We start from the raw sequence: 24450 nt of genomic DNA, 5'->3' as shown, positions 1-24450 counted from the left end.
AAAGGCGCAGTTTACCGGGCGCGGCCGATTTGCGGCAGGCCGCGCAGAATACCAAGTCAGCCTCGCCCCAGAGATATAAATATGTACCGCACGGAGAGCGTTTGTAGCTGATTTGCTAAGGGTTGTTTTCGACGCCAAGGAATGGCCATGCACCAATCTGAAGGACACCCACCGGCAACCCCGCCCGGCAACCACAACGCGCAACATCCCGACGAACATTATCAACCGCTGAAAAACGCAATTCCTGGATGGCTGGGCAACGCCTCTGCCACCCGGCGCGAGGCGTTGAAAAAAAGTGCAGCGCAGCTGCCGGAAACACTCAAGCCCGCACCCTCTGAACAGCACGCCGTCATGAAAAGCCTCGGCGCCGCACGTATCGCGGCGCAAAGCGAGGTCGATAAAAGCCTGGAGCACTTGCAGGACGCCGCCACCTTCGCCGAGCCATTGCTCAAGGCCGAGCTGAAAAACTGCTTCGATCTGGATCTGGATGTCAGAAATACCTTCGTCCGCTTGTACATTCCCGCGACGACCCCGTTGTTTCCGATCCGCACGGGCGCACGGGTATGGACTGTTTCGCTGCTGGACGCGGCGCTGCATAACTTCGAAGACAAGGAAACCTACGATAACGCCTTCGAAACCGAGTCGACGTTCACCACGGCGCCGTCGGCGACCGGCCAGTTCGAAACCCTGCCCGCTATCAAAGCCAAACTTGGCATTTCAGCCTTCACCCAACTGTGCCGCCGGCTGGACATCGGCGCGAAGTACAAAGCCAGTCTGGAAGACAATCTCGGCTACTCCGATCCGATGGTCGCGACGGTTTTGCGGCGCAAGCTCGATATCAGCGAAAAGACCGCGATGAAAGCCGCGTTGCAATGGGCGCGGATGAACCGCGACGTTTCAGAGACCAACGTGCGCCTGGTCGATGCCCTGCTTGATGGCATGAAGGGAATCCATATCAACAGCGCGCCCGTGCTGTGTCATGACGTGACGATGTTGTGCGCCCCCCTCACCGGCATCGTCGTCTTCGCCCCGGATTTATATCTGAGCCGCAACATGGCCGGCGTGGTGGCTTATGTGCCGGATGACCCCGAGCACCCGTTCAAAGAGTACGCCTCATCGCTGGAAATGGTCGTTGAGCTGACCCGCCAGTTGCGCTCGAAGGATTACCAGCAATTCTTCAGCCGATTCGTCAATCACGAACAACGCGGCTTTTTCTTCAGTACGCTCAACAGTCGCCTGAGCGAAATCAAGTGGCATCCGCATGAGCCCGGCAATGCCCTGCCCGCCTGGCGCGAGACACCGGTGGAGCGACCTGACCTGCAAACCGCTCTGGTCCCGTTTCATGACGAGCTGTGGCAGCACCTGCATCAGGCGAAACTGAACAAGGTCTTCTTTGATGCCCGCGTTATCGCCGTGCCCACCGCTTGGGTCGATCAGCGCGCCCGCTGGGCATTCTGGGATTCGGTGGTCAACATCATTTCCACCATTGCACAGACCGCCGCGCTGATCGTCGCGCCGTTCGTACCGGTGCTGGGCGAAGCAATGATGGCGTATATGGCTTACCAGATGCTCGACGAAGCCTTCGAAGGCATCGTCGAATGGGGCCAGGGTCGCGCCACCGAAGCCTTCGAGCATCTGATGGGCACCGTAGAGTCGATGATTCAATTGGGCATGTTCGCCGTGGGTGGTTCAATCGCCTCGGCCGAATTTCGCAACGTCTTGCCAAGGGAAGTCGTGGCGTTCATCGACCGCTTCAAACCGGTAAAACTGGCCAACGGCAAAACCCGTTACTGGGAGCCTGATCTGGAGCGCTACAAACACCCTGCCCAGCCCGAAGCGGGTTCACAACCGAGCGAACTGGGCCTGCATTCGCATCGGGACAAACAACTGTTGCCACTTAACGACGGGCATTTTTCCGTGAAAGAACATGAGGTGCCCGGGCAGTACCGCATCGAGCACCCGACCCGCCCCGATGCTTACCAACCGGTGGTGCGCCACAACGGCGATGGCGCCTGGCACACCGAGCTCGAACAACCAATGGAATGGGACGGCGAAACCACACTGCGACGCATCGGCCCTGCCGTCGAGACATTTACCCCGGCCGAGCGCGAAAGCATTCTTCAGGTCAGCGGCACCGGCGAAGATGCCGTGCGCAAGATGCATGTCAACCAGGAAAAGGTCCCGCCGCTGCTCGCCGACAGCCTGCAGCGCTTCAAGATCGATCAACAATTGCAGAGTTTTATAGATCAGCTTGACAGCGACGTCGCTGAAGAATTTCTGCGCGCCGATCAAGCCACGCAACTGCAGTTGCTCAGCGAATATGGCCGCTGGCCGAGCAACCAGCGCCTGCGTCTGCTCGATCGACGCGGTGAGCTGCTCTGGCAGTCCAGCGCAGACGCAAGCCTGCCCCTGACCGAGCTGCGCCAGGACCGGTTGATCGGTGGCGACCTGCTCAAGACCTTGCTTTCCCTTCTCGACGAAGGGCAAATCAAGGCGCTGCTTGCCGAACCCTTTACCGCCAAGCCACCGTTGGACATCCGTACCCAGACCCTGCGCAAACAACTGGTCGACCTGGCTAAAACCAAGCGAAGCGCGCTGTTCGAATCCCGCTATCAAGCGTTGCAGCAGATCGACGACCCGCTGGCGCAACAGCTCAAGGCTCACGCCCCCGACTTGCCTGCGAGCGTCACCCGTGAACTGCTCGAAACTGCCACTGGCAACGAATTGCTGCTGATCAATGATGGACAGCTGCCACCGCGCCAGCAGGAGTTGATGCAACTGGCCAGCCAGGAAGTGCGCGTGACCCGCGCCTATGAAGGGCTTGAACTTGGCTCAGTGGATAATCCCGACTCCGACTCGCTGGCGCTGCACAGCCTCAAATTGCTGCCGGGCTGGAGCGGCGATGTGCAGATCGAAATCCGCGACGGGCGCTACGAAGGGCCGGTCGTCGATAGCATTGGCCGCGAAGATGCCGCCGAAAAAAAGGTCCTGGTAAGGAGCGATGATCATCGCTATCAAGCCTTCGATGATCGCGGCCAGGAGTTGCACTCGCACAGCGATTTCTACTCCAGTTTGCTGTACGCCCTGCCCGACAGTGAGCGTGCCAGCCTCAACATCGGCATCGGCCAGGGCCAGACGCTGAAGGCCGCCGTCCGCGAACGCACGCTGGAGCGCGAAGAGTTGCGAGCGGTATTGCACGAAACGCCCATTCAGCCGCCCGTTCTGGACACGTTAAGGCTGTTGGGCACCGACGGTTATCCTCGGATTGATCGCGTTGAAAGCCTGAACAATCCTGCGCGCTCTCACGAGCAGGATATCCGCGCGCTTTATCCGAGGATGACCGAACAGCAAGTCCGCGTTCTGACGGAAAACCTGCGTGCCAGTCCATCCGGCCCCCACGTGGAGATTCAGCGACTGCAAAACGATTACCTGCAATTGCAAAACGATCTGCACGTCTGGGCCAACGACCCGCCTGCCAGACATCCCGATACCGACGCTGCGCTGACCCCGCTGCAAAAGCGCGCCGAAATCCAGAACCGCCGTTTGCTCAGAGAAGAAATCCTCAAGGGCTGGCGCCGCGAATACCCGACCGCTATCAATCAATACGGCATGGCCACCGGTCACGCCCTGCGGCTTGTACATCCGATCATCGGCGACTTGCCGACGCTGTCGGCCGACCTCAGCCATATCACCGCACTGACCCTGGATGGCAGCGCCACGTCGGGCTCTCTGGAAGGCTTTCTTCAGCTTTTTCCCCACCTGCAGATGCTCGATGCGCGAAACCTGAAATTGCCGGCGCTGCCACAGGTATTGACTTCCATGCCATCGCTGCGCGAGCTGCGAATGCGCAAATGCGGACTCAGCCTGACGACCACCACGCAATCGGTGTTGGCGTCCATGCCACAGCTGACGATTCTCGATCTGCAGGGCAACGCCTTGGGTTTATCGCCCGATCTGCACACGATGCCTTCGCTGCGTTACGTCAATTTGTCCAACACCGGCATTTACAGCCTGCCGGACGACCTGCTCAATCATCCGCGACTTGTTTCCGGCCAGTTCGATGGCAATCGCATGACCGCCGTACCGGAAGCGTTCTTCAGCTTGCCGCCCTCGCTGAGTGATGGTTTCACCTTTACTGACAACCCGCTGACGCCTGCCGCACGCGAACGCGTGAAACGCTTCCATGACTCTACCGGCAGGCATTTCGGCATTCGCCCGGAGCGTGCGGACCTGCAGCGCACCATCGGATTGTTCCCGGCTCTGGACGAGGAGCAGGCCACTGCCCTGCTGTACCGCTTGCCCGGAACCCTGGCTGAAGGTCGCGCGCAATTGAACCTCTGGGAAACCGAGGCCAAACAGTTGAACCTGGAGCTCAGCCAATGGATCAATCAAGCGGCCACGTCTCACCCCGTTACCGGTGAACGCCTGCCCCACGCCGAGCAGACACGTGAACTCAATGCCCGGCGCGCCTTCGCGCAACAACTCGAGCGCTTCTGGCGTAGCCGGGATCAATTCACCCGCAATGGAACATTTGAAGCGACGGCAGAGTTCAGCGGTGACATGCCGGTACTCAGCGCCAACTTCGAGCATGTCTTGCGACTGAAGTTGATCGGCAATGCCAATATTTCGGCAAGCTTGCCCTTTGTGGATTCCTTCCCGAATCTGGTCTCGCTCAGCCTCAATGGCTTTGATCTGACTACCGGCTCCCTTCCCGGGCGGAATTTGCCCCGATTGACCGACCTGACGCTGAAAAGTTGCGGCTTGGTCATGACACCCGAATATCAGGCAGCACTGGTTTCACTCAATACTCTGCAGACGCTGAATCTGAGTGGCAATCCACTGGGGACTTTCCCCGATCTGAACCTGTTTCCTGCGCTCACTTTCATCGACCTGTCCTACAGCGACCTCACCGTTGTTCCGCAAGGACTGGCCAGCCACCCTGAACTGCGAACCGCGGTATTGACCGGCAATCGCCTGACGCACCTGCCCGACGCGATATTCGACCTGCCTGGAGAACGCACTGACGTTATGTATTTTTCCGACAACCCGCTCTCGACCGCGACACGGGAAAAAATCAAAACCTACTACCGCACTCATCATCAGGACTTTGACGTAAGGGCTGACGATCAGGACTTAAGCCTGGCGCAGCAATTGTTCCCGGAGCTGGACCAGCAAGAGGCCAGCGACCTGCTCTACGATCTGCCGGGCGACCTCGCCGCCGGTCGCGCACAGCTGCTGCGCTGGCAAGCGGAGCTGGCGCAGATGCAGCTCGATCTCGACCGCTGGGTAATGGAAACCCCGTCCACAAACCCGGTCACAGGCCGTGTGTTTACCGAAATTGAGCGCGCGCGACAGCGCTCGGCACGATCGGCGTTCAAGCAAGACCTGGAAACATTCTGGCGGCAGACATCCAGCGAGCCCGGCCAGCGCAGCCCGTCCTTTACCGCAGACCTGCAGTTCGTTGGCCAGTTGCCTCGCCTGACCGTCGACTTCAGTCATGTCTCCAGCCTGAAGCTGACCGGCAACGCAGCGATCGATGGCATCGGGACGTTCGTGACGTTGTTTCCCGAACTCCAGACCTTGCAAATGAAGGATTTCGCGCTCAACGAAATACCCGCCTTCGTCGGTAACCTGCGCAACCTCAAAAAGCTACGCCTGAACAGCTGCGGCATAACCAGCACGTCAGCGGGAGCCGATGTGCTCAGGTCTCTGCGCTCGCTTACGCGTCTGGATCTGAGTAACAACCCGTTGACCGTGGCCCCCGATCTACAGACCTTGCCAGCATTGCAGGATGTCTTTCTGCTCAATAGCGGTCTGACGGCCGTGCCTGACGGCATGGTAGAGCACCCGGCTCTGCAGACGGTGCACCTCAACGACAACCGCATCACTCAGTTGCCGGATGCGTTCTTCAGCCTTGATCCCCATCGTGCAGACGGCGTGCGTCTGGTCGGCAATCCGCTGTCTGGGGCGGCGCGTGAGCGCATCAAGACCTACTATGCCCAACATAATCGCAACTTCGGAATCATGCCCGACGCGAACGATGTAGCGATGGCACTCAGAGTGTTCCCGCACCTGAACGACTACATGGCCAGTGACATGATTTATCGCCTTCCCGGTACGTTGCAGGCAGGTAAGGCGCAACTGATGAGTTGGGAAGCCGAAATGACTCGACTGCTCAGCGACCTCGCTGCGTGGCAAGAGCGCGTGCCGAGTCACGATCCGACGACAGGTCAACTGTGGAATGCCGAGCAGCGAGCCGCACAGCTTGATGCGCGGTCACAGTTCAAGGAAAAACTCGAAGGACTCTGGCGCGGCAGTCGCATCGATGTGCCTGATCTACGCGTGGAGATTTTCAAAGCCAAGACCGCGTTTGTTGGTGAGCTGCCGGAGCTGACTGCGGACTTGAGCCAGATAACCCACCTGGAAATTCAAGGCAATCCACACTTGACTGTTCCCGATGGCTTTCTCGACTGCTTCACCGGGCTGGAAGGCCTGGAATTGCCTGGTTTTGCACTGGGCCGAATCCCGCAAGCCCTGGAACGCATGCCGTCGCTTGAAACGCTGATGATGAGCCGGTGCAACATCACCCTCGATGCGGCTGGGCAATCCACCTTGTCGACACTGAGCCGCCTGACGTCTCTGGATCTTTTCGATAATCCACTGGGCCAGACACCCGATGCCTCGGCGCTCAGGAATCTGACATTCATCGACCTCATCCGCACAGGGATAGATCGTGTGCCAGCCGGGCTGGACCAACTCCCGCACCTGCAAACGGCGCTGCTGAGCGACAACAACATCATCGCATTACCCGAACCACTGGCGGCGTATGCCAACCGTGGTGTGGATGTGGGCTCGAATCCGCTGTCGGCGACTTCGCGCGAACAGATCAAGGCATGCTATCTGGTGAAAGGCGACAATTTTGGCGTCTGGGTCGAACAGGCCGATATTGATCTGGCCCAAACGCTGTATCCGCGATTGAGCGGTTTCGATGCCAACAACCTGATTTACAGCCTGCCCGGGGCTTTGACAGACGGACGCACCGAGCTGCTGCGTCGGCAAACCGAGCTCAGCACGCTGCTTAACACCCTTGAAACCTGGGTAAATGCGGCGCCCGAAGATCCGGTTACCCACGGTGTACCGGAAAGTGAGCCACCGCGCGGGCAAATCACGCAGCGCCGACGCTTCAAGGACAATCTGGAAAAACGCTTGCGCCACTACCCGGTCAACGCCCTGGACGGCAACTTCGTTTGCGACTTGTCCTTCACCGGCGAACTGCCGCTCATGAACGGGCGCTTCGACTACATCGACCAGTTGCGACTGACCAGCACGGCAGACACTCCCCCCCCAGCGGACGCTGTGTTGGGGTTGTTTCCCCGGCTCAGGGTGCTGGATATGCGCAATTACCCGATACGCCGCGTTCCGCCGGCAATCTTTCGCCTTGAATCACTTTCGAGCCTGAATCTGTCAGGCTGCGAACTCATCATTACGCCGCAAACCGCAGAGACGTTCGCAGCCCTGAAAAACCTCGGCTCTTTGGACCTCAGTCATAACAACCGACTCTGGACAGTCCCCGACATGATGCATTTTCCCGAACTTCAAATGCTGAACCTGCGCAGCACCGGCCTGACCAGGTCGCCTGCGGGTTTGTTCACGCTCACTCGGTTGAGAAAGGCAGACCTGTCGAACAACAGGATCAAGCGATTGCCTGCAGGATTTCCTTCCCGCCCCGACCTCATGATGACCGAGTACGATTTCAGTGCAAATCCGTTGACCCCGGAAAGTCAGCAGCGCCTGGACAGCTACAACATGGCGCTGGGGGAGCACAATATCGGCGCGCGACTACCGGACACCCCCCTCATGCACGAATTTGACGACTTTGCGGATTCGGACTTTTCCGATGGAGAGGAGCTACCACCAACCGGCAATCGCTGAGCCGCCTTCAGCCCCTCTCGGGCGGCACTGACGACAATTCGAACGGGCTGCTGCTGCGCCGCTGGTTGCGATCTTCCCGCGGCGTGGCACCGAAGAAATTGCGGTAGGCACTGGAGAAGTGCGGCCCCGAAGAGAAGCCACAGGACAGTCCGATCTGGATGATCGACTTGCTGGTCTGCATCAACATCTGCCGGGCCTTGTTCAGGCGCAGCTCCAGGTAGTACTGGCTCGGCACACGGTTGAGGTATTGCTTGAAGATTCGCTCCAGTTGCCGACGCGATACGCACACGTGCTGGGCGATTTCGTCGGTGGTCAGCGGTTCTTCGATGTTGGCTTCCATCAGCAACACCGCCTGGGTGAGCTTCGGATGACTTGAGCCGAGGCGGTTCTGCAACGGAATACGCTGGCGTTCGCCGCCTTCGCGGATGCGCTCGACTACCAGTTCTTCGGACACCGCACCGGCCAGTTCCGCACCGTGATCACGCGCCAGCACCGCCAGCAGCAGGTCGAGTACCGACATGCCACCGCAGGCGGTCAGGCGATCGCGGTCCCAATCGAACAGGTGACTGGTGGCGATGACTTTCGGAAAGCGTTCGGCGAAGTCGTCCTGCCAGCGCCAGTGCACGGCCGCGCGGTAACCGTCGAGCAGACCGAGCTGGGCCAACGGGTAGACACCGGCCGACAGACCGCCGATCACGCAACCGGCACGCACCAGTTGCTTGAGCGCACTGCTCAATGCCGGCGCCAGCGTAGTCGGTGGTTCGTCTGCGAGCAGAAACAGTTTCTGAAAGTTTTCGAGCTTGCCGGCCCACGCTTCGCCGGGCAATTGCCAGGCACCTTCGGCGGGCGCTTCGGCCTGCAGAAACGACAACTCGTAGACCACGTCCGGGTGCACACGCTGAGCGACACGCAAGGCTTCCTCCGCCAGCGCCAGCGTCAACGCTTTAGTGCTGGGCCAAATCAGGAAACCAATTCGATGGGCAGTCATGGGCGGGCAATCCGAAACGAACAACGGTGATGAAGGCATGGGCCAATGCTAGCCCGTAAATGAACACACATCCTGAAACCGGTGAAGATCAAATGTGGGAGCGAGCCTGCTCGCGAAGGCGGTTTATCAGTCAACATGATTACTATCTGTACCACCGCTTTCGCGAGCAGGCTCGCTCCCACAAGGGATCTGAGCCAGCCTTTTAATCGCGAAGCATGCACTATTGAAGTGCACAACGGCAGCCCTGTTTTATTTCAGGCTACCGGACAGGAACTGCTGCAAACGCTCCGACTGCGGATTGACCAGCACTTCGCGCGGGTTGCCGCTTTCTTCGACGACGCCTTTGTGCAGAAACACCAACTGGTTCGACACTTCACGGGCGAAACCCATTTCGTGGGTCACCACGACCATGGTCCGACCTTCCTGCGCCAGCGCCTGCATGACTTTCAGCACGTCGCCGACCAATTCCGGGTCGAGGGCCGAGGTCGGCTCGTCGAACAGCATCACTTCCGGCTCCATCGCCAGTGCACGGGCGATGGCCACACGCTGTTGCTCGCCGCCGGACATGTGCCCAGGGAACGCATCCTTACGATGGGCCACGCCGACCTTGTTCAGGTAATACTCGGCTTTCTCGCGAGCTTCGTACTTTGGTACGCCAAGCACGTGCACTGGCGCTTCCATGATGTTTTCAATCGCGGTCATGTGCGACCACAGGTTGAAATGCTGGAACACCATCGACAGGCGCGAACGCATGCGTTGCAGCTGCTTCGGATCAGCAGCTTTCAGCGCACCGTCCTTGTTGGCGACCAGTTTCAGCTCTTCGTTGTTGAGCAGAATCTTGCCCGCGTGCGGCTGCTCGAGCAGGTTGATGCAACGCAGAAAAGTACTTTTGCCGGAGCCACTGGAGCCGATGATGCTGATCACATCGCCGGCGGCCGCTTTCAGGGACACGCCCTTGAGCACTTCGTGACTGCCATAGCGTTTATGCAGGTCTTGGACTTCAAGTTTGTACATGCGGTCGGTTCTCACAAAAACAGTCAGTCAGTCGTTGAGCAAGCGCCCGTGACGCAGCGCTTCGCGCCCCGCCACCTTGGCCAGCCAGAAACCGGGTTGGGCATAACGCAGCCGTTCAATGGCAAACAGCACCCCGGAGGTACCAGCACATACCGTGCTGACCCGATCGGCCACAGGGTCGATCACTTCAAAAATCTCCTCGCCCGCCTCGACCCATTCGCCGGGCTTGCGGGAAAAACTCACCACACCGGGGTGCGGCGCGAACAACAATTCGGTGCCTTCAAACGGCATGCCTTCGCACGGCTCAAACGCCGGATTCGGCCACTCGCCGGTGATCAGGCCTTGCTCGGCAAGGAAGGCCAGAATGCCTTCAGCGTAGGCCTCGGCATCCGCGCGACCGGTGTCGGCCTGACCGCCCAGTTCGATGGTCGTGGCCAGGCACGCCAGCGGAATCTGCGCGTCCGGGAACTGCCTCGACAGGCGCAGCCACGGCAGCGAACAGGCTTCGTCGAAGGAGCTGCCGCCGGAGTCTTCCGCGAGCAGGCCGACCTTCACATTCAGGTGCGCGGCGAGCGAGCGCCACTGCGGCCAATGCTGCGGCAACGCATACATGTGCAGCGCGGCTTCGGCGTCGCAATGCAGATCGAGCACCACATCGGCAGTGCAGGCATGGCTGAGCAATACGCGCTGCATGCCTTGCAACTGGTTGCTCGCTTCAGGCAGCGCGGCCAAATGATCGGCCATCGCCTGACGGATCAGCCGCACATTGGCGTGTGGATCGTCCCCGAGTTTGTCTGCCAGCGCGGCGGCGACCGGCGCGCTCAGCTCAACGAAATCACGGTTGAAATTCTTGCCGCTGCCAGCCTCGAAACGGCCCTGATGATTGCCTTGCAGCAACTGCCCGAGCCCCAGCGGATTAGCGACCGGCACCAGCTCGATCACGCCGTTGAGCAAGCCTTGGGCTTCGAGTTCGCCGAGGCGCTTTTTCAGCTCCCAGGCGGTGCGCATGCCCGGCAGTTCATCGGCGTGCAGGCTGGCCTGAATGTAGGCCTTGCGTTCGCCTTGGCCGAAGCGAAACACCGAAACCTTGCGCTCGCTGCCCAGGTGGCTCCACGGCAACACGTGGTCGATGCGTTCCATATCAGTGCTTCCGCGGCGCGAGGTAGCTCAACCAGCGACGCTCGGCCAGTTTGAACAGCTTGACCAGAATGAAGGTCAGGCACAGGTAGAACACGCCAGCGGTGATGTACGCCTCGAACGGCAGATAGAACTGCGCGTTGACGGTACGCGCCGCGCCAGTGATGTCGATCAGGGTCACGATCGACGCCAGACTGGTGGTCTGCAGCATCATGATCACTTCATTGCTGTACTGCGGCAGCGCCCGGCGCAGGGCCGATGGCAGCAGGATGCGTTTGTACAGTTTGAAGCGCGACATGCCCATGGCCTTCGCCGCTTCGATCTCACCGTTCGGGGTGGCCTTGAGGCTGCCGGCGATGATCTCGGCGGTGTAAGCGCTGGTGTTGACCGCGAACGCCAGGCACGCACAGAACGTTGCGCTGGACAGCCACGGCCACAGGAAGCTTTCGCGTACCGCTTCGAACTGCGCCAGACCGTAATAGATCAGGAACAGTTGCACCAGCATCGGCGTGCCACGGATCACGTAGGTGTACAGCCACGCGGCGCCGTTGACGATCGGGTTCTTCGAGACGCGCATCAGCCCCAGCGGCAGGGCCGCCAGCAAGCCGAAAAACAACGACAGCGCGAGCAATTTAAGGGTGGTCAGCAGGCCGCCGAAGTACAGCGGCAGCGCCTCCCAAATGACGTTGTAGTCGAAGATCATAGATCAGCCGCCCTTACGCCTACCGAGTAGCGCTTCTCAAGGTGACGCAATGCCAGCAACGAGACACTGGTGATTACCAGGTACATCGCCGCCACTGCGAGGAAGAAGGTGAAAGGCTCACGCGTGGCATCCGCCGCCTGCTTGGCCTTGAACATCATGTCTTGCAGACCGACCACGGAAATCAGCGCGGTGGCCTTGGTCAGTACCAGCCAGTTGTTGGTGAAACCCGGGATGGCCAGACGAATCATCTGCGGCACCATCACCCGGAAAAACACCTGAAAACTGCTCATGCCGTACGCCATGCCGGCTTCGGCCTGACCTTTGGGTATCGCCATGAACGCACCGCGGAAGGTTTCCGACAGGTACGCACCGAAGATGAAACCGAGGGTGCCGATACCGGCCGCCAGCGGGTTCAGGTCGATGTAATCGTCATAACCGAGCATCGGCGCGACGCGGTTGAGCAAGTCTTGACCGCCGTAAAAAATCAGCAGGATCAGCACCAGATCGGGAATGCCGCGGATCACCGTGGAATACAGATCGCCCAGCCAGGCGAGCCAGCGCACCGGCGACAGGCGCAGCGCGACACCGATCAGCCCGAGAACGATGGCCAGAGCCATGGACGACAAGGCGAGCTGAAGCGTCAGCCATGCGCCATCGAGGATGACAGCCCCGTAGCCTTTCAACATGATTCAGGTCCTCGAAAGTTGGGATGAAAAAATGGCGCAAACCGCAGAGATTCTGTTGCTTGCGCCATTTCGGACTTGTCGCAGAGATGTCTTACTTGCCGTAGATATCGAAGGCGAAGTACTTGTCCTGGATTTGCTTGTATTTGCCGTTCTCGCGGATGGCCGCGATGGCGCTGTTGATCTTGTCTTTCAGGGCATCGCCCTTGCGTACTGCGATACCCACGCCGTCGCCGAAGTATTTGACGTCGGTGAACGCCGGGCCAACAAACGCGAAGCCTTTGCCGGCGTCGGTTTTCAGGAAGCCGTCATCGAGCAGGGTCGCGTCAGCCACGGTGCCGTCGAGGCGACCGGCAGCCACGTCGAGGTAGATCTCGTTCTGCGAACCGTACGGCTTGATCTCGGCACCCAGTGGCGCCAGTACTTCACGGGCGAAACGCTCGTGGATCGAACCGCGCTGCACGCCGATGTTCTTGCCTTTCAGCTCAGCCAGACCTTCGCTGACCTGAGTACCGGCCTTCATCACCAGACGCGCCGGGGTGTTGTAGTACTTGTTGGTGAAGTCGACCGACTTCTTGCGGTCTTCAGTGATCGACATGGACGACAGGATCGCGTCGATCTTGCGCACTTTCAGCGCCGGGATCAGACCGTCGAATTCTTGCTCGACCCACACACACTTGACCTTCATTTCTTCGCACAGCGCGTTACCGATGTCGTAGTCGAAACCGACGATGCTGCCGTCCGGTGCTTTCGAGGCGAATGGCGGGTAAGCCGCTTCGATGCCGATCTTCACAGGCTTTTCGTCAGCGACGGCATTCAGCGACAGCACGGACAGTGCCAGGGCGCCAAGCAGCACAAGTTTCTTCATCTTGGGACTCCATCGGTAAAGGGCAAAAACGGCAGAGTGAGCAACAGCCCAATATGCGAATGGGTGAATCAGGAAATCGGTTGCTGCATCAGTAGGAAATTTCCTATTGAAACCGACGAAGATTTCAACGTCAGCCACGATGAGCGAGTGATCGGCATTCTAACGACAGGCCCCGAGTCGATATTTCTTCAATGCGACAACTAATTACAGATGCACAGAGAAACCGACTTGAGCGCATTGACAGCCTTGCAATTTCATGCAAGAGCGAAAGACAGTGAACCGATCTATGCTGCAAATTGCGGGCCTATTATTCGCAAACCCTTCTAATCCGGCAAGCGCAGCGTTGTGTCTTATTTTTCAGCGGTGGTTTTGAGGCTCTAATACGGGGCGTAGCGTTTCCCTTCGCCCCGGTTTGGCGCGGGCGGTTACACATTGGGCTGTGGCGGGTAACAGCGGGAAAGGTCTGACGGTGCAGATCGATAATTATTGGTTGGGGTGTTGCGGTTTCCTACAGGTGACTACTGCGGCGTCTGACAGATTGCTATCGCGAGCAGGCTCACTCCTACAATTGGCTGCATTCCAACTGAAGAAACCCGATCCCTTGTAGGAGTGAGCCTGCGCGCGATGAAGCCAGCCCAGCCACCCTAAAACCTCCAGACATAAAAAAGCCCCGCCCGGCATAGACCGGACGGGGCTTTCTTCTCTCCAGACCTGCTACTTAAGCAACATTCATGGTCTTGTGCGTATCAATCAAATGCTGCACCACACCCGGATCGGCCAAGGTCGAGATATCGCCCAAGCCATCGTATTCCGCCGTGGCAATCTTGCGCAGAATCCGCCGCATGATCTTGCCCGAACGGGTCTTCGGCAGCCCCGGCGCCCACTGGATCACGTCCGGCGAAGCGATCGGCCCGATCTCCTTGCGCACCCAGTTCTTCAGTTCAAGACGCAATTGCTCGGTCGGCTCCTCGCCGTTTTTCAAGGTCACATAGACATAAATGCCCTGGCCCTTGATGTCGTGCGGCACACCCACGACCGCCGCCTCGGCGACTTTCGGATGCGCCACCATCGCGCTTTCGATCTCGGCCGTGCCCATACGGTGGCCGGACACGTTGAGCACGTCGTCGACGCGCCCGGTGATCCAGTAGTAACCATCGGCATCGCGACGCGCGCCGTCACCGGTGAAGTACATGCCACGGAAGGTCTTGAAGTAGGTATCGACGAAACGATCGTGATCGCCGTACAGCGTGCGCGCCTGACCCGGCCACGAATCGAGGATCACCAGATTGCCTTCGGCTTCGCCCTCGATGATGTTACCGAGGTTATCCACCAGCGCCGGCACCACTCCGAAGAACGGCCGCGCCGCTGAACCCGGCTTCAGCGCATGCGCGCCCGGCAGCGGGCTCATCATGTTGCCGCCGGTTTCGGTCTGCCACCAGGTGTCGACGATCGGGCAACGCGACTTGCCGACATTCTTGTAGTACCAGTCCCACGCTTCCGGGTTGATCGGCTCACCGACCGAACCGAGCAGACGCAGGCTGCTGCCATCGGCGCCTTCAACCGCCGCCTGACCGGAAGCCATCATCGCGCGAATCGCGGTCGGTGCGGTGTAGAGGATGTTGACCTTGTGCTTGTCGACGATCTTCGCCACCCGAGTAATGTCCGGGTAGTTCGGCACGCCTTCGAACAGCAGCGTGGTCGCGCCATTGGCCAGCGGGCCGTAGACGATGTAGCTGTGGCCGGTGACCCAGCCAACGTCAGCGGTGCACCAGTAGATTTCGCCCGGGCGGTAGTCGAACACGCGCTCGTGGGTCATCGCCGCGTACAGCAGATAACCACCGGTGGTGTGTTGCACGCCCTTCGGCTTGCCGGTCGAGCCGGAGGTATAAAGGATGAACAACGCTTCTTCGGCGCCCATCTCTTTCGGCGCACACACGGTGCCCGCGACCTTCATCAGGTCTTCGTACCAGATGTCACGATGCTGGTTCCACTTGATGTCGCCACCGGTGCGCTTGCAGACGATGACTTTCTGGATGCTGCTGGTTTCCGGGTTGGTCAGGGCGTCGTCGACGTTGGCCTTGAGGGAAATCTTCTTGCCGGCACGAATGCCTTCATCGGCGGTGATCACCACTTTCGAACGGCAATCGATGATGCGACCGGCCAGCGCTTCCGGCGAGAAACCACCGAACACCACCGAGTGAATCGCGCCGATCCGGGTGCAGGCCAGCATGGCGACCACGGCTTCGGGAATCATCGGCATGTAAATGGTCACCACGTCGCCACGGTGTACGTCCTGACCGCGCAGGGCGTTGGCCAGTTTGCACACTTGCTCGTGCAGCTCGCGGTAGGTGATGTTGCGGCTTTCGGAAGGATCGTCGCCTTCCCAGATGATTGCGACCTGATCACCGCGCTCGGCCAGATGCCGGTCGAGGCAGTTGTAGGAAACGTTCAGGGTGCCGTCGGCAAACCACTTGATGTCGACATGGTGATCGTCGAACGAGGTCTGTTTCACCGTGGTGAAAGGCTTGATCCAGTCAAGACGCTGAGCTTGCTCGCGCCAGAAGCCGTCAGGGTTGACGACCGACTGCTGGTACATGGCTTTGTAGGTCGCCTCGTCAGTCAGCGTATTAGCCAGAACCTCGGGACGAACGGGATACAGAGAAGCCGCACTCATCTTTCCTACCTCGGTGTAATAGTTGTTTTTGTATGACCCTGTTGTAGCCGGGTGGGCCCCATAGAACCATTCGACGATGGTAGTAACAAGCCCCTACAAAACATCCAGACATCCACCGTGGCTGACTTGAAATACCCTTTCGGCCACGCGCAATCCGTGTGGGAGCTTGCCTGCAAGCGATGCAAACAACTCGGTGTGCCAGACAAACCCACCCCGCCGATTGTTACCAAATCTGCCAAAAGTGTTTATCAAAACCCGCTCTGTTTACCCTCGCCCCGTCTCCTTAAAATTCACTCCGCCAACACGGCAAACACGATTAACAACGTTACAGCCCCCACGAAGGCCGTTAATCCAGCTCTCGCAGTAGATATCAAAAAACCGAAGTTACACACGCAACCCCACAAAGGTTGCGTGACCCCACTCGACCTCAAAAAGGTAAATAGCAGATGAAAGCTTTAATGGTTCTAGTCCTCAGCAGCCTGTGTGCAACCGCCATGGCCGACCAGGCCCCGACCGATGTTGCGCAGCAACAACCGGTTGTTGAGGAATACACTTACTCCACACATCTGGACATCGCCAAAGTGGTATCGATAAGCGACGTGCCCAATGTCTGTGAAGTCGTGCCGGCAAAAATGGAGTACGACGACTCCAAAGGTCAACGCCACATCTTGCGTTACAGCGTTATGGGCAACGGCTGCACTAACTGAACCAGACTGCACCGAATTGGACCGCTCAGCGCAGGATTGAGGCCCGATTCCAGCCCGACTTCGGTCGGGCTCAGTTGTGTCTGGAGTCGGCAAAAACGCTTGCAAAACACTAGATGTAGTGAAAATCGCGTTTTTTTGTTCGTTTTTTGAACAAATCCACAACGCCGCGATTTTTACGAAAAAAAATCTTCCCCCGGCAAAGCCCTGTAAACCCTCACTCTCATCGAAAAACCACCCTCCTCGACCGCTTCCTGTGCGGATTCGCCTCAGCACAGCCGTGTTTTTTTCCCTATAATGCCGCCCCATACGGGTCAGCAATATTCCCTTACAGGGAACAAGCGCCATTCTGAAGCCCCGCAACCGTGCTCGACACAGGCTGCGCCCATCAGAGGCTCTCGGAACCCGTCAAAATTTCTGTTTATTTGCCTGCGTGCATCGCTGCAAAAAACGACATCCAACGCGGTCTGTATGACCGTGTGAAAAACCAACCCATCAGGTTTCACACGGGCACAGGCCCTCACGCAGGAGACGACACGTCATGCTGAGCTGGGACGAATTCGACAAAGAAGACAGTGAAGTAGCGGTAAAAGGCGCCAACGCCGGCCACGCTTCCGAAGCCAACATGGACCGCCTCGACAACGCCGGCGGTGCCGCCGCCCTCGAAGCCCGCGCCGTGACCGCCGACGACTCGGCCGCCGTGGCCCGCGCCAAGGCTGCACTGAACTCCCTCGACGTCGCCGAAGGCCTCGCCGAACTCGAAGGCGCCGCTGCCCGTGTCGCCGTCGACGAAAAGCGCATGATCAACTGCCGCGCCGACCTCAACCAGCTCGTGCCATTCAAGTACGACTGGGCCTGGCAGAAGTATCTGGACGGTTGCGCAAACCACTGGATGCCGCAAGAAGTCAACATGACCGCCGACATCGCCCTCTGGAAAAACCCGGAAGGCCTGACCGACGACGAGCGCCGCATCGTGATGCGCAACCTCGGCTTCTTCTCCACCGCCGACTCCCTGGTTGCCAACAACCTGGTGCTGGCCGTGTACCGCCTGATCACCAACCCGGAGTGCCGCCAGTACATCCTGCGCCAGGCGTTCGAAGAGGCGATCCACACCCACGCCTACCAGTACTGCATCGAATCGCTGGCCATGGATGAAGGCGAAATCTTCAACATGTACCACGAGATCCCATCAGTCGCGAAAAAAGCCGCCTGGGGCCTGAAGTACACCCGTTCGATCTCCGATCCGAAGTTCGAAACCGGCACCCCGGACACCGACAAAGAGTTGCTGCGCAACCTGATCGCTTACTACTGCGTTCTGGAAGGCATCTTCTTCTACTGCGGCTTCACCCAGATCCTCTCCATGGGCCGCCGCAACAAAATGACCGGCGTCGCCGAGCAGTTCCAATACATCCTGCGCGACGAATCCATGCACCTGAACTTCGGCATCGACGTGATCAACCAGATCAAAATCGAAAACCCACATTTGTGGGATGCCGAAATGAAGGAAGAAGCGACCCAGATGATTCTGCAGGGTACGCAGCTGGAGATTGAATACGCGCGTGACACCATGCCTCGTGGGGTGTTGGGGATGAATGCGGCGATGATGGAGGACTATCTGAAGTTCATCGCGAACCGTCGTTTGTCGCAGATCGGTTTGAAAGAGGAATACCCAGGGACGACTAACCCGTTCCCTTGGATGAGCGAGATTATGGACTTGAAGAAAGAGAAGAATTTCTTTGAGACGCGAGTGATTGAGTACCAAACTGGTGGTGCTCTGAGCTGGGACTAACAGTCTCGCTTGGCATGATTTGACGATTGCGGTTTGAGTCGGCGAGTCGAGAAAGCAAAAAGCCCCGATTTGATCGGGGCTTTTTATTGAGATTGAATCGAGTTTTTTATATTCCATTCGGCGAAGCCGATCTTCAACTGTGGCTTCTTCGGGAGCACAGATGTCGAACGTAAAGCCTCATGACATATTATTGAAGGACGAGGCGGTATCAGTCTTCTCGATCCATAACGACCTGCCTTTAATTAACGTCAAAAACCCAACGCCCACTGAGGATGGCTTTCAGTTCTCCGAGACTCAGCAATTGCTGCGGTTTTTTATGCACAACTGCATGACAGTTTGCACATAGGGTGATCATGTCAGTCCTAGGGTCAACCACCTGATCTTGGTCATATTCAGAGATTGGTTTCACATGATGGACATGTATAAAGCCTTTCGCATGCTCGCCATACGCCTTTTCGAAATCAAATCCGCACGCATTACATCGAAGCCCGTGAATTTTTATTGCTTCCTCCCTCAGCCTAGGGTTGCGCTCATACCTTATTCCGTAATACTCGACTTTTTTCCCTTCGGTACCAATTACCCTGGTTTCAAACGTTTGCAAACTGTTTTCTGGGCCACCCCAGACGTTCCGCGGCGCGCTCAGAACTGCTTCGGAAAATATCCTATCGAACACGGCTTGATCGATTTCCCGAACGGCTCTACGCCAGTAGTTATTTATTAAGCTCACAGGAATGGATTCGAAGTACTCCCCATCAGCCTTGATCGGGACCGCAGCTTCAAAAGGTATGAACCCCTCAATATCCGCAAATAGATGGCCCTCTGTGCTGTCGGCGTCCGCATAAATTTTGGCCACTCGCGCAACACCAAAATAATGAGGATCTGAGCTCAAACGGCGATCGGAGAACGCCTTATCCTTCAGCTTTCCCTTGTAATAGAGCACTTCCATTCCTTCCGACAGCTTTGCTTTGTACTGTTTCGGAAAGTGGTACCGAACCCCGGTCTCATCAGACCACTTCGACAAATCATTTTCGGCGATGACAGCTGGCATCCGTTGATCCTCTTAACAGAAGATTAAGCCTACCAAATCGCAAGAAAAACCCTACATGATTAGCGAAAAATCCTACAACTGGTGAATAATTCGGTGCGTAATCAATCGTGCGCCGCTATTAATACCGCCCCCACTCAAGGATCCGAGCCCCACCATGAAATTCGATCTCGCCTACTGCCTCAGCCTCGAGGACAAGTTGTCGATCTATGACGTTCGCGATCTCAATTTCGATGAGACGGTGGCGTTTGACTCGGCGAAGGAACACTTCCAGTGCCCCAACGATGCCTGTCGTGCGGCGTTCGAGGCTTCCAATGAGTTGGGTACGTTCAATGCCAAGAATGTGAATTACGTGCGCACGCCGCACTTCAAGAATCTGCCCACGACGCAGCATGTGACGGGTTGTCCGTATGCGAGTTTGAAGGCGTCGGCGTCGGGTGTTGAGACGGCGGATGGCGAGGTGGATGACGGGCGTGAGGAGCATTTCCCATCGGAGTTGTTGCTGACCCGGCGTGAGTATGTGCGCAAGCCTGTCGCGCCAGCGGGGGCGGTGGATGTGTTGCGGGATGATCCGGTGCGGGTGCCAACGGATATTGGCAAGGAGTCAGCGGGGCGTGAGTCGGCGCCGGACAAGACCAGTGTGTTTGCGCATCCGGTGGAGTGTTTTGTTTCCAACTTCGCTGACAAGGAGTTGCTCAAGCGGATGCCGTTGAAGATTGGCGAGCATTCGGCGCCGTACAGTTCGTTCTTCAAGAAGATTGAGTATCTGACGGACAACAAGGGGCTGATTTACTGGGGGCGGATCAAGAAGATCGAGGACTTCCACAGCGCCAGTTTTCGTATCGATTTCGAAGACAAGGTCTGGTTCAAGAAGCCCGAGGGCAGTAAGAAGAAGCCGTACCCGGTCAGCGTTTACCTGAACAAGAAGCTGATCGACAACTACCGCAAGCGCAAGGCGTTTCTGGAAGAGATCAAGCACGCGGTGGACAGCGACAAGGCGTTGTTCTGTTTCTTCTATGGGGTGACGCCGGAGTTGAAGCAGGTGCCTGGCAAGAAGAACCCCGAAAAGCCTTTCGAGGTCTTCAATGCCAATATCGAGAACCTGGATCACTTCATCATTCGTGAAGCGCCGGGTCTGGAGTGACGGTTAGCCTTTGGGTAGTTGCAGTTTGGCTTCGCCACGGTGTTGGTTGACCAGCGAGTACGGCAGCACTGGCCAATCGGGGTTATCGCAGTTGCGCTGGTAACGGGCGAAGTAAGCGCCGAGGTAAATCCCCTTCGGCGTGAAGTGCCAGTTGGAGTAACCCCAAACACTTTCATCGGTATAGTCGCAGTCGCCATCGTCTTCGGCGGGCTTTTTCATTTCGTCGGGGTACAGCGTGGTGAACTGTTTGACCAGCCACGGCGCCATGACTTTCAGTTGATCGTATTCGGTGGCTGCGCTATCGGGCTCACCAATCCACAGCACGTCTTTTAGCTTCAACAATTCACCGGTGTGCGCATTCAGGTTGATCGGCGAACTGCCGAAGTCCGGGTGAGCGCCGCCGCAGCTGTAGCCGATGGAGATGTCCAGACTGACCACGTCGGCTGAGAGAAACTGCGGAGCAGCACCTTGATCGAACTCGGCGTATTCCCCGCCATCCATCATGCAGCGGTGATAGTCGATGACTTCAGTCCAGAGTCGTCCGAGCAAGTGGTTGTTGATGCGCTGCTGCTCTTCTTTCGGGTAACCAGACTCGACGCTGAACAGCGAGATCTTCGACTCAGGCTCTGTCCACCATTGCAGGTCGTAGCCCATGAAGTTTTCTTTCTTTTCCGGCTTGAGCTTGAGCCCCTGTAAGCGCAAATACTCGTAGGGATCGTCCTTTGGCAACGTGGCAATAAAGGGCAGCGTTGTGGCGGATGGCGCAGGAAGTTTGGCTTCGGTCAGTTGCACCGGAAACTTCTTGCCCTTGGGATTTCGCCATTCGCCCTGCCAACCATTGGCGGTGGATTTCAACGTCAACGTTGGAAGCGGTTTGTCTTCACTGTAACGGTTGTTGCCTTCGACGAGGCTTAGCGTGTTGTCCTGCAGCGAGCCGCTGAGCGCCAGGTCACGGTGGTACTTCTCATAGAAATAACGACCGGTCACTTCGTCGTGTTGTGCAGTGTTGAGCTCAACCACGATCGGTGATTTGCCCAACGTACCGGTAAAGACACGCGGGCCATCTTCGGCATGGGCAGTGGAAATCAGTGAGAACAGCACAGCAGCGCACGGCGCTAGGCGCATCAGTCCCTTGAGCATTGATCGTTCCTTGAAAGAGGCGGAGGCCGCGCCTGAAGTTTGCACGCTGGCTCGGAGAAAGTCGGGGCGGATTATGGCGAGGCCAAGCTGGAGAATCGAGTGCAACCGTACATTTCGGCTGCACATGGGCGCTTAATGAAAAGCCCTGATTTCTCGCCATGCCTCTAGGCGTCGCTTCAAAGCACTTTCGATACCCGCTTCATCAACAGCGCAATATTCACGCAACCAGTGAGCGACCATTTCAACATTCGGCCAGTAGGTATCTTTCTGACCTTTGCTGCTTCTGGGCGTGTCATTCATCGCGGCATCAAAACCAATCTCTTCACGCTCACTCTGTGGCAGACAACCCCACTCGGCTGCATTGCCCTGGAAATACCAGGCAATTTCATCAATATGTTTTTGTGCACTGCGATGACTGCGCCGATAAAACTTATAGTCGCGACATACTTGATCCATACGCTGCGGCATGATGCCGGCATCGACCCAATCCATAAGGCCATGATTGATCGCATCGCGGATCAATCCTTCACGCCAACGATCAGCAAACCAGGCAACGAAACCTTCTGTGTCAGCCTTTTGCGCATTGGCGAAGACCATGCAGTAACGGGTTTTCACATGGATAACCAACAAGACATGCTTGCGTTGCACAGTGATCGCATGGACTAGCCACTGTTCTACGGAACTGGAGGCTTCGTCATCTTCGATGGTCGGTGACGGCGGTTTGTTGTCCACCGGCGTGACCTTTTTGCCTTTGTGAACACGGCTGAAAAACTTGCTGGCGGCTTCAGTGCAATTAAAGATCAACATCCTGGTTCTCTGGTCGTTGCTGGAGATAGCGTTCAGTTAGCGATTTTGGTTTCTCGCGCTGTAGTCTGGCAATGGTTCATTTCACCGAGATAAACAGCAGCACGATAATCAGCAATCCAATATAAACCCACGCATGCACCCGATCCGGAATCCGCCCGATCCACGGTGTGGCCAACCTGATCCCCAACAACGAACCAATCGTCAGCGCTGCAAAAGCCAGCAAATCCAAATACCCGACAAACCAAGCGCCCAGATCCGTCTCGCTGAATCCGGCCAGCGCCATGTACGTCAACGTCCCGGCCACTGCCACCGGCACGCTTAGCGGATTGGCCGTGGAGGTCGCTTGCGACATGCTCAGCCCGCAGCGGCGCAACAGCGGCACGGTCATGACGCTTCCTCCTACACCGAGAAAGGTCGCGATGGCGCCGATGCCTACGCCGCCGGTTGAAGTTTCTGTACGGCTGAGTCGGCGTGGGATGACACCTTCGGTGTGGAGAAGAAATCCGCGTCTGAGCAGGCAGTCAATAATGGTCACGCCGAGATAGGCGATGAATGCATAGCGAATCACTTCGCCGCTGACCCACACCGCCGCAATTGCACCTACGACCGCACCCACTGCGATAAACCCACCCAACGGCCAAAGATAATGGCGGATGAGATTGCCGGCGCGACGATGTTTTTCGGTGGCGATCAGGGCGTTGACAATCATCACGCAGGTCGAGGTGGCGACGGCGATGTGCATGGCCGATTGGCTGATTGGGTCGTCGGCGCCGTGGCTGGCGGTGAGCAGGCGATACAGCAGCGGTACAATGACGAAGCCGCCGCCGAAGCCGAACAGCACGGCGCTGATGCCGGTCAGGCAGCCGAAAAAGGTTAACAGTAGATAGAACATGTCGAGGCGTCCGTGGTGGGAAAGTGCTCGACGATAGAGTTTCGCCGCTTGGGCCGCTTCAGCATGTCAGCCAATAATGTTTGCGTTTACGCCAACCACCGGAAGTCGCACATGCGCAATGTTCCGATCAGCCAACTGGATGACACACCGCGCAAAGTGGTGGCGCTCGGTACGGATTATTCCCACGGTCAACTTCTGCCCTTTCATACACATCGGCGCGCGCAGTTGTTGTACGGCGCGACTGGCGTGATGCAGGTGCGCAGCCATGACGGCAATTGGGTGGTACCGCCGCAGCGGGCGGTTTGGATTCCACCGGGGGTGGCGCACGAGGTGTTGATGCTCGGGGTCAGCACGCGCAGTTTATATATCGAGCCCGGTACGGTGGATCTGGGCTCGCGCTGCCAGGTGATCAGTGTGTCGCCGTTGATGCGTCATTTGTTGATGGAGGCGGTGGCAGCGCCGCTGATTTACGACCAGGCGGGACGTGACGGTGCACTGTTTGACTTGTTGTTGCATGAGCTGACACGCAGCGAGGTGCTTCCCTTACATATCCCTATGCCAGCCGAAGGAAAGCTCTTCAGTCTGTGTCAGACCTTTCTGAACAAGCCCAACGCACACCAATCACCGCAGTATTGGGCCGAGCAGATACACATAAGCTTACGCACCTTTAACAGATTGTTTCGGCAGCAGACCGGGCTCAGCTTTCGCCAGTGGCGGCAGCAGGCCTGCGTGGTGCTGGCGCTGGCGCGGCTGGCCGAGGGCGAGGCGGTCACGCGCATTGCGCTGGACTTCGGTTACGAAAGCCCGGCAGCGTTCTCGACGATGTTCCGGCGCGTGCTCGGTCAGGCACCGTCCGTCTGGTTGGAGGCGGCGAAGTAGGGCAAATCTAAAAATGCGTTTGATCCTGGCCAAAAACAACTGTACAAAAAC

General features: G+C 57.8%; 16 protein-coding genes. 5 read left to right on the top strand and 11 right to left on the bottom strand.

Annotated features, from left to right (window positions below; translation table 11 throughout):
• The first annotated feature begins 147 nt into the window (after positions 1 to 147).
• A complete protein-coding gene (locus V6F91_RS17970) occupies positions 148 to 7932 on the top strand; it encodes a dermonecrotic toxin domain-containing protein (protein WP_332766694.1) in 7785 nt (2594 codons plus the stop codon).
• A 7-nt stretch (positions 7933 to 7939) separates the two neighbouring features.
• On the opposite strand, the gene argR is transcribed toward V6F91_RS17970, so the two are convergent.
• From argR to acs, 7 genes are all read right to left on the bottom strand, one after another.
• Positions 7940 to 8920, bottom strand: a complete 981-nt coding sequence (argR, locus tag V6F91_RS17965) for a GlxA family transcriptional regulator (RefSeq protein ID WP_208940117.1) — start codon at positions 8918 to 8920, stop codon at positions 7940 to 7942.
• A gap of 249 nt (positions 8921 to 9169) precedes the next feature.
• Complete coding sequence (locus tag V6F91_RS17960; protein WP_007912705.1) at positions 9170 to 9934, bottom strand: ABC transporter ATP-binding protein; 765 nt, start codon at positions 9932 to 9934, stop codon at positions 9170 to 9172.
• 27 nt (positions 9935 to 9961) lie between these two features.
• Positions 9962 to 11074, bottom strand: coding sequence for a succinylglutamate desuccinylase/aspartoacylase family protein (locus V6F91_RS17955; protein ID WP_332766691.1), 1113 nt, complete (start codon positions 11072 to 11074; stop codon positions 9962 to 9964).
• 1 nt (position 11075) lies between these two features.
• The gene (locus tag V6F91_RS17950; RefSeq protein ID WP_101155916.1) at positions 11076 to 11774 is read right to left on the bottom strand and encodes an ABC transporter permease; all 699 of its coding nucleotides are present in this window, start codon (positions 11772 to 11774) and stop codon (positions 11076 to 11078) included.
• Positions 11771 to 12460, bottom strand: a complete 690-nt coding sequence (locus V6F91_RS17945) for an ABC transporter permease (protein ID WP_016773583.1) — start codon at positions 12458 to 12460, stop codon at positions 11771 to 11773. The genes V6F91_RS17950 and V6F91_RS17945 overlap by 4 nt, the downstream gene beginning before the upstream one ends.
• Positions 12461 to 12551: 91 nt before the next feature.
• Positions 12552 to 13325, bottom strand: coding sequence for an ABC transporter substrate-binding protein (locus V6F91_RS17940; RefSeq protein ID WP_090285420.1), 774 nt, complete (start codon positions 13323 to 13325; stop codon positions 12552 to 12554).
• A 718-nt stretch (positions 13326 to 14043) separates the two neighbouring features.
• Positions 14044 to 15999: an acetate--CoA ligase gene (acs, locus tag V6F91_RS17935; RefSeq protein ID WP_090285423.1), complete on the bottom strand. Its 1956-nt coding sequence runs from the start codon at positions 15997 to 15999 to the stop codon at positions 14044 to 14046.
• Positions 16000 to 16445: 446 nt separating this feature from the next.
• On the opposite strand from acs, the gene V6F91_RS17930 reads away from it, so the two are divergent.
• Together V6F91_RS17930 and V6F91_RS17925 are read left to right on the top strand one after the other, a co-directional pair.
• Positions 16446 to 16706, top strand: coding sequence for a DUF2790 domain-containing protein (locus tag V6F91_RS17930; protein ID WP_332766685.1), 261 nt, complete (start codon positions 16446 to 16448; stop codon positions 16704 to 16706).
• Between the two features lie 538 nt (positions 16707 to 17244).
• Entirely contained in the window at positions 17245 to 18492 is a 1248-nt protein-coding gene (locus V6F91_RS17925) for a ribonucleotide-diphosphate reductase subunit beta (protein WP_090285427.1), read from the top strand.
• A gap of 238 nt (positions 18493 to 18730) precedes the next feature.
• Here V6F91_RS17925 and V6F91_RS17920 read toward each other — a convergent pair whose 3' ends face one another.
• On the bottom strand, positions 18731 to 19540 hold the full coding sequence (locus V6F91_RS17920) for an HNH endonuclease (RefSeq protein WP_332766683.1): 810 nt from the start codon (positions 19538 to 19540) through the stop codon (positions 18731 to 18733).
• A 154-nt stretch (positions 19541 to 19694) separates the two neighbouring features.
• Here V6F91_RS17920 and V6F91_RS17915 point away from each other — a divergent pair, with 154 nt between their 5' ends.
• Complete coding sequence (locus V6F91_RS17915) at positions 19695 to 20681, top strand: hypothetical protein (protein WP_332766681.1); 987 nt, start codon at positions 19695 to 19697, stop codon at positions 20679 to 20681.
• A gap of 3 nt (positions 20682 to 20684) precedes the next feature.
• Here V6F91_RS17915 and V6F91_RS17910 read toward each other — a convergent pair whose 3' ends face one another.
• The 3 genes from V6F91_RS17910 to V6F91_RS17900 all read right to left on the bottom strand — a co-directional run bounded on the left by V6F91_RS17910 (position 20685) and on the right by V6F91_RS17900 (position 23520).
• Positions 20685 to 21821, bottom strand: coding sequence for a hypothetical protein (locus V6F91_RS17910; RefSeq protein ID WP_332766679.1), 1137 nt, complete (start codon positions 21819 to 21821; stop codon positions 20685 to 20687).
• A gap of 132 nt (positions 21822 to 21953) precedes the next feature.
• A complete protein-coding gene (locus V6F91_RS17905; protein ID WP_332766677.1) occupies positions 21954 to 22628 on the bottom strand; it encodes a DUF6933 domain-containing protein in 675 nt (224 codons plus the stop codon).
• A gap of 76 nt (positions 22629 to 22704) precedes the next feature.
• Positions 22705 to 23520 (bottom strand): sulfite exporter TauE/SafE family protein, encoded by an 816-nt coding sequence (locus tag V6F91_RS17900; RefSeq protein ID WP_332766675.1) that lies wholly within the window; start codon positions 23518 to 23520, stop codon positions 22705 to 22707.
• Between the two features lie 111 nt (positions 23521 to 23631).
• Between V6F91_RS17900 and V6F91_RS17895 the strand changes: the two genes are divergently transcribed.
• The gene (locus V6F91_RS17895) at positions 23632 to 24399 is read left to right on the top strand and encodes a helix-turn-helix transcriptional regulator (protein WP_332766673.1); all 768 of its coding nucleotides are present in this window, start codon (positions 23632 to 23634) and stop codon (positions 24397 to 24399) included.
• The last annotated feature ends 51 nt before the right edge of the window (positions 24400 to 24450 follow it).

This window comes from Pseudomonas koreensis (assembly GCF_036668835.1).
Lineage (GTDB): Bacteria > Pseudomonadota > Gammaproteobacteria > Pseudomonadales > Pseudomonadaceae > Aquipseudomonas > Aquipseudomonas koreensis_I.
This window is presented reverse-complemented; position numbering and strand designations above follow the sequence as displayed.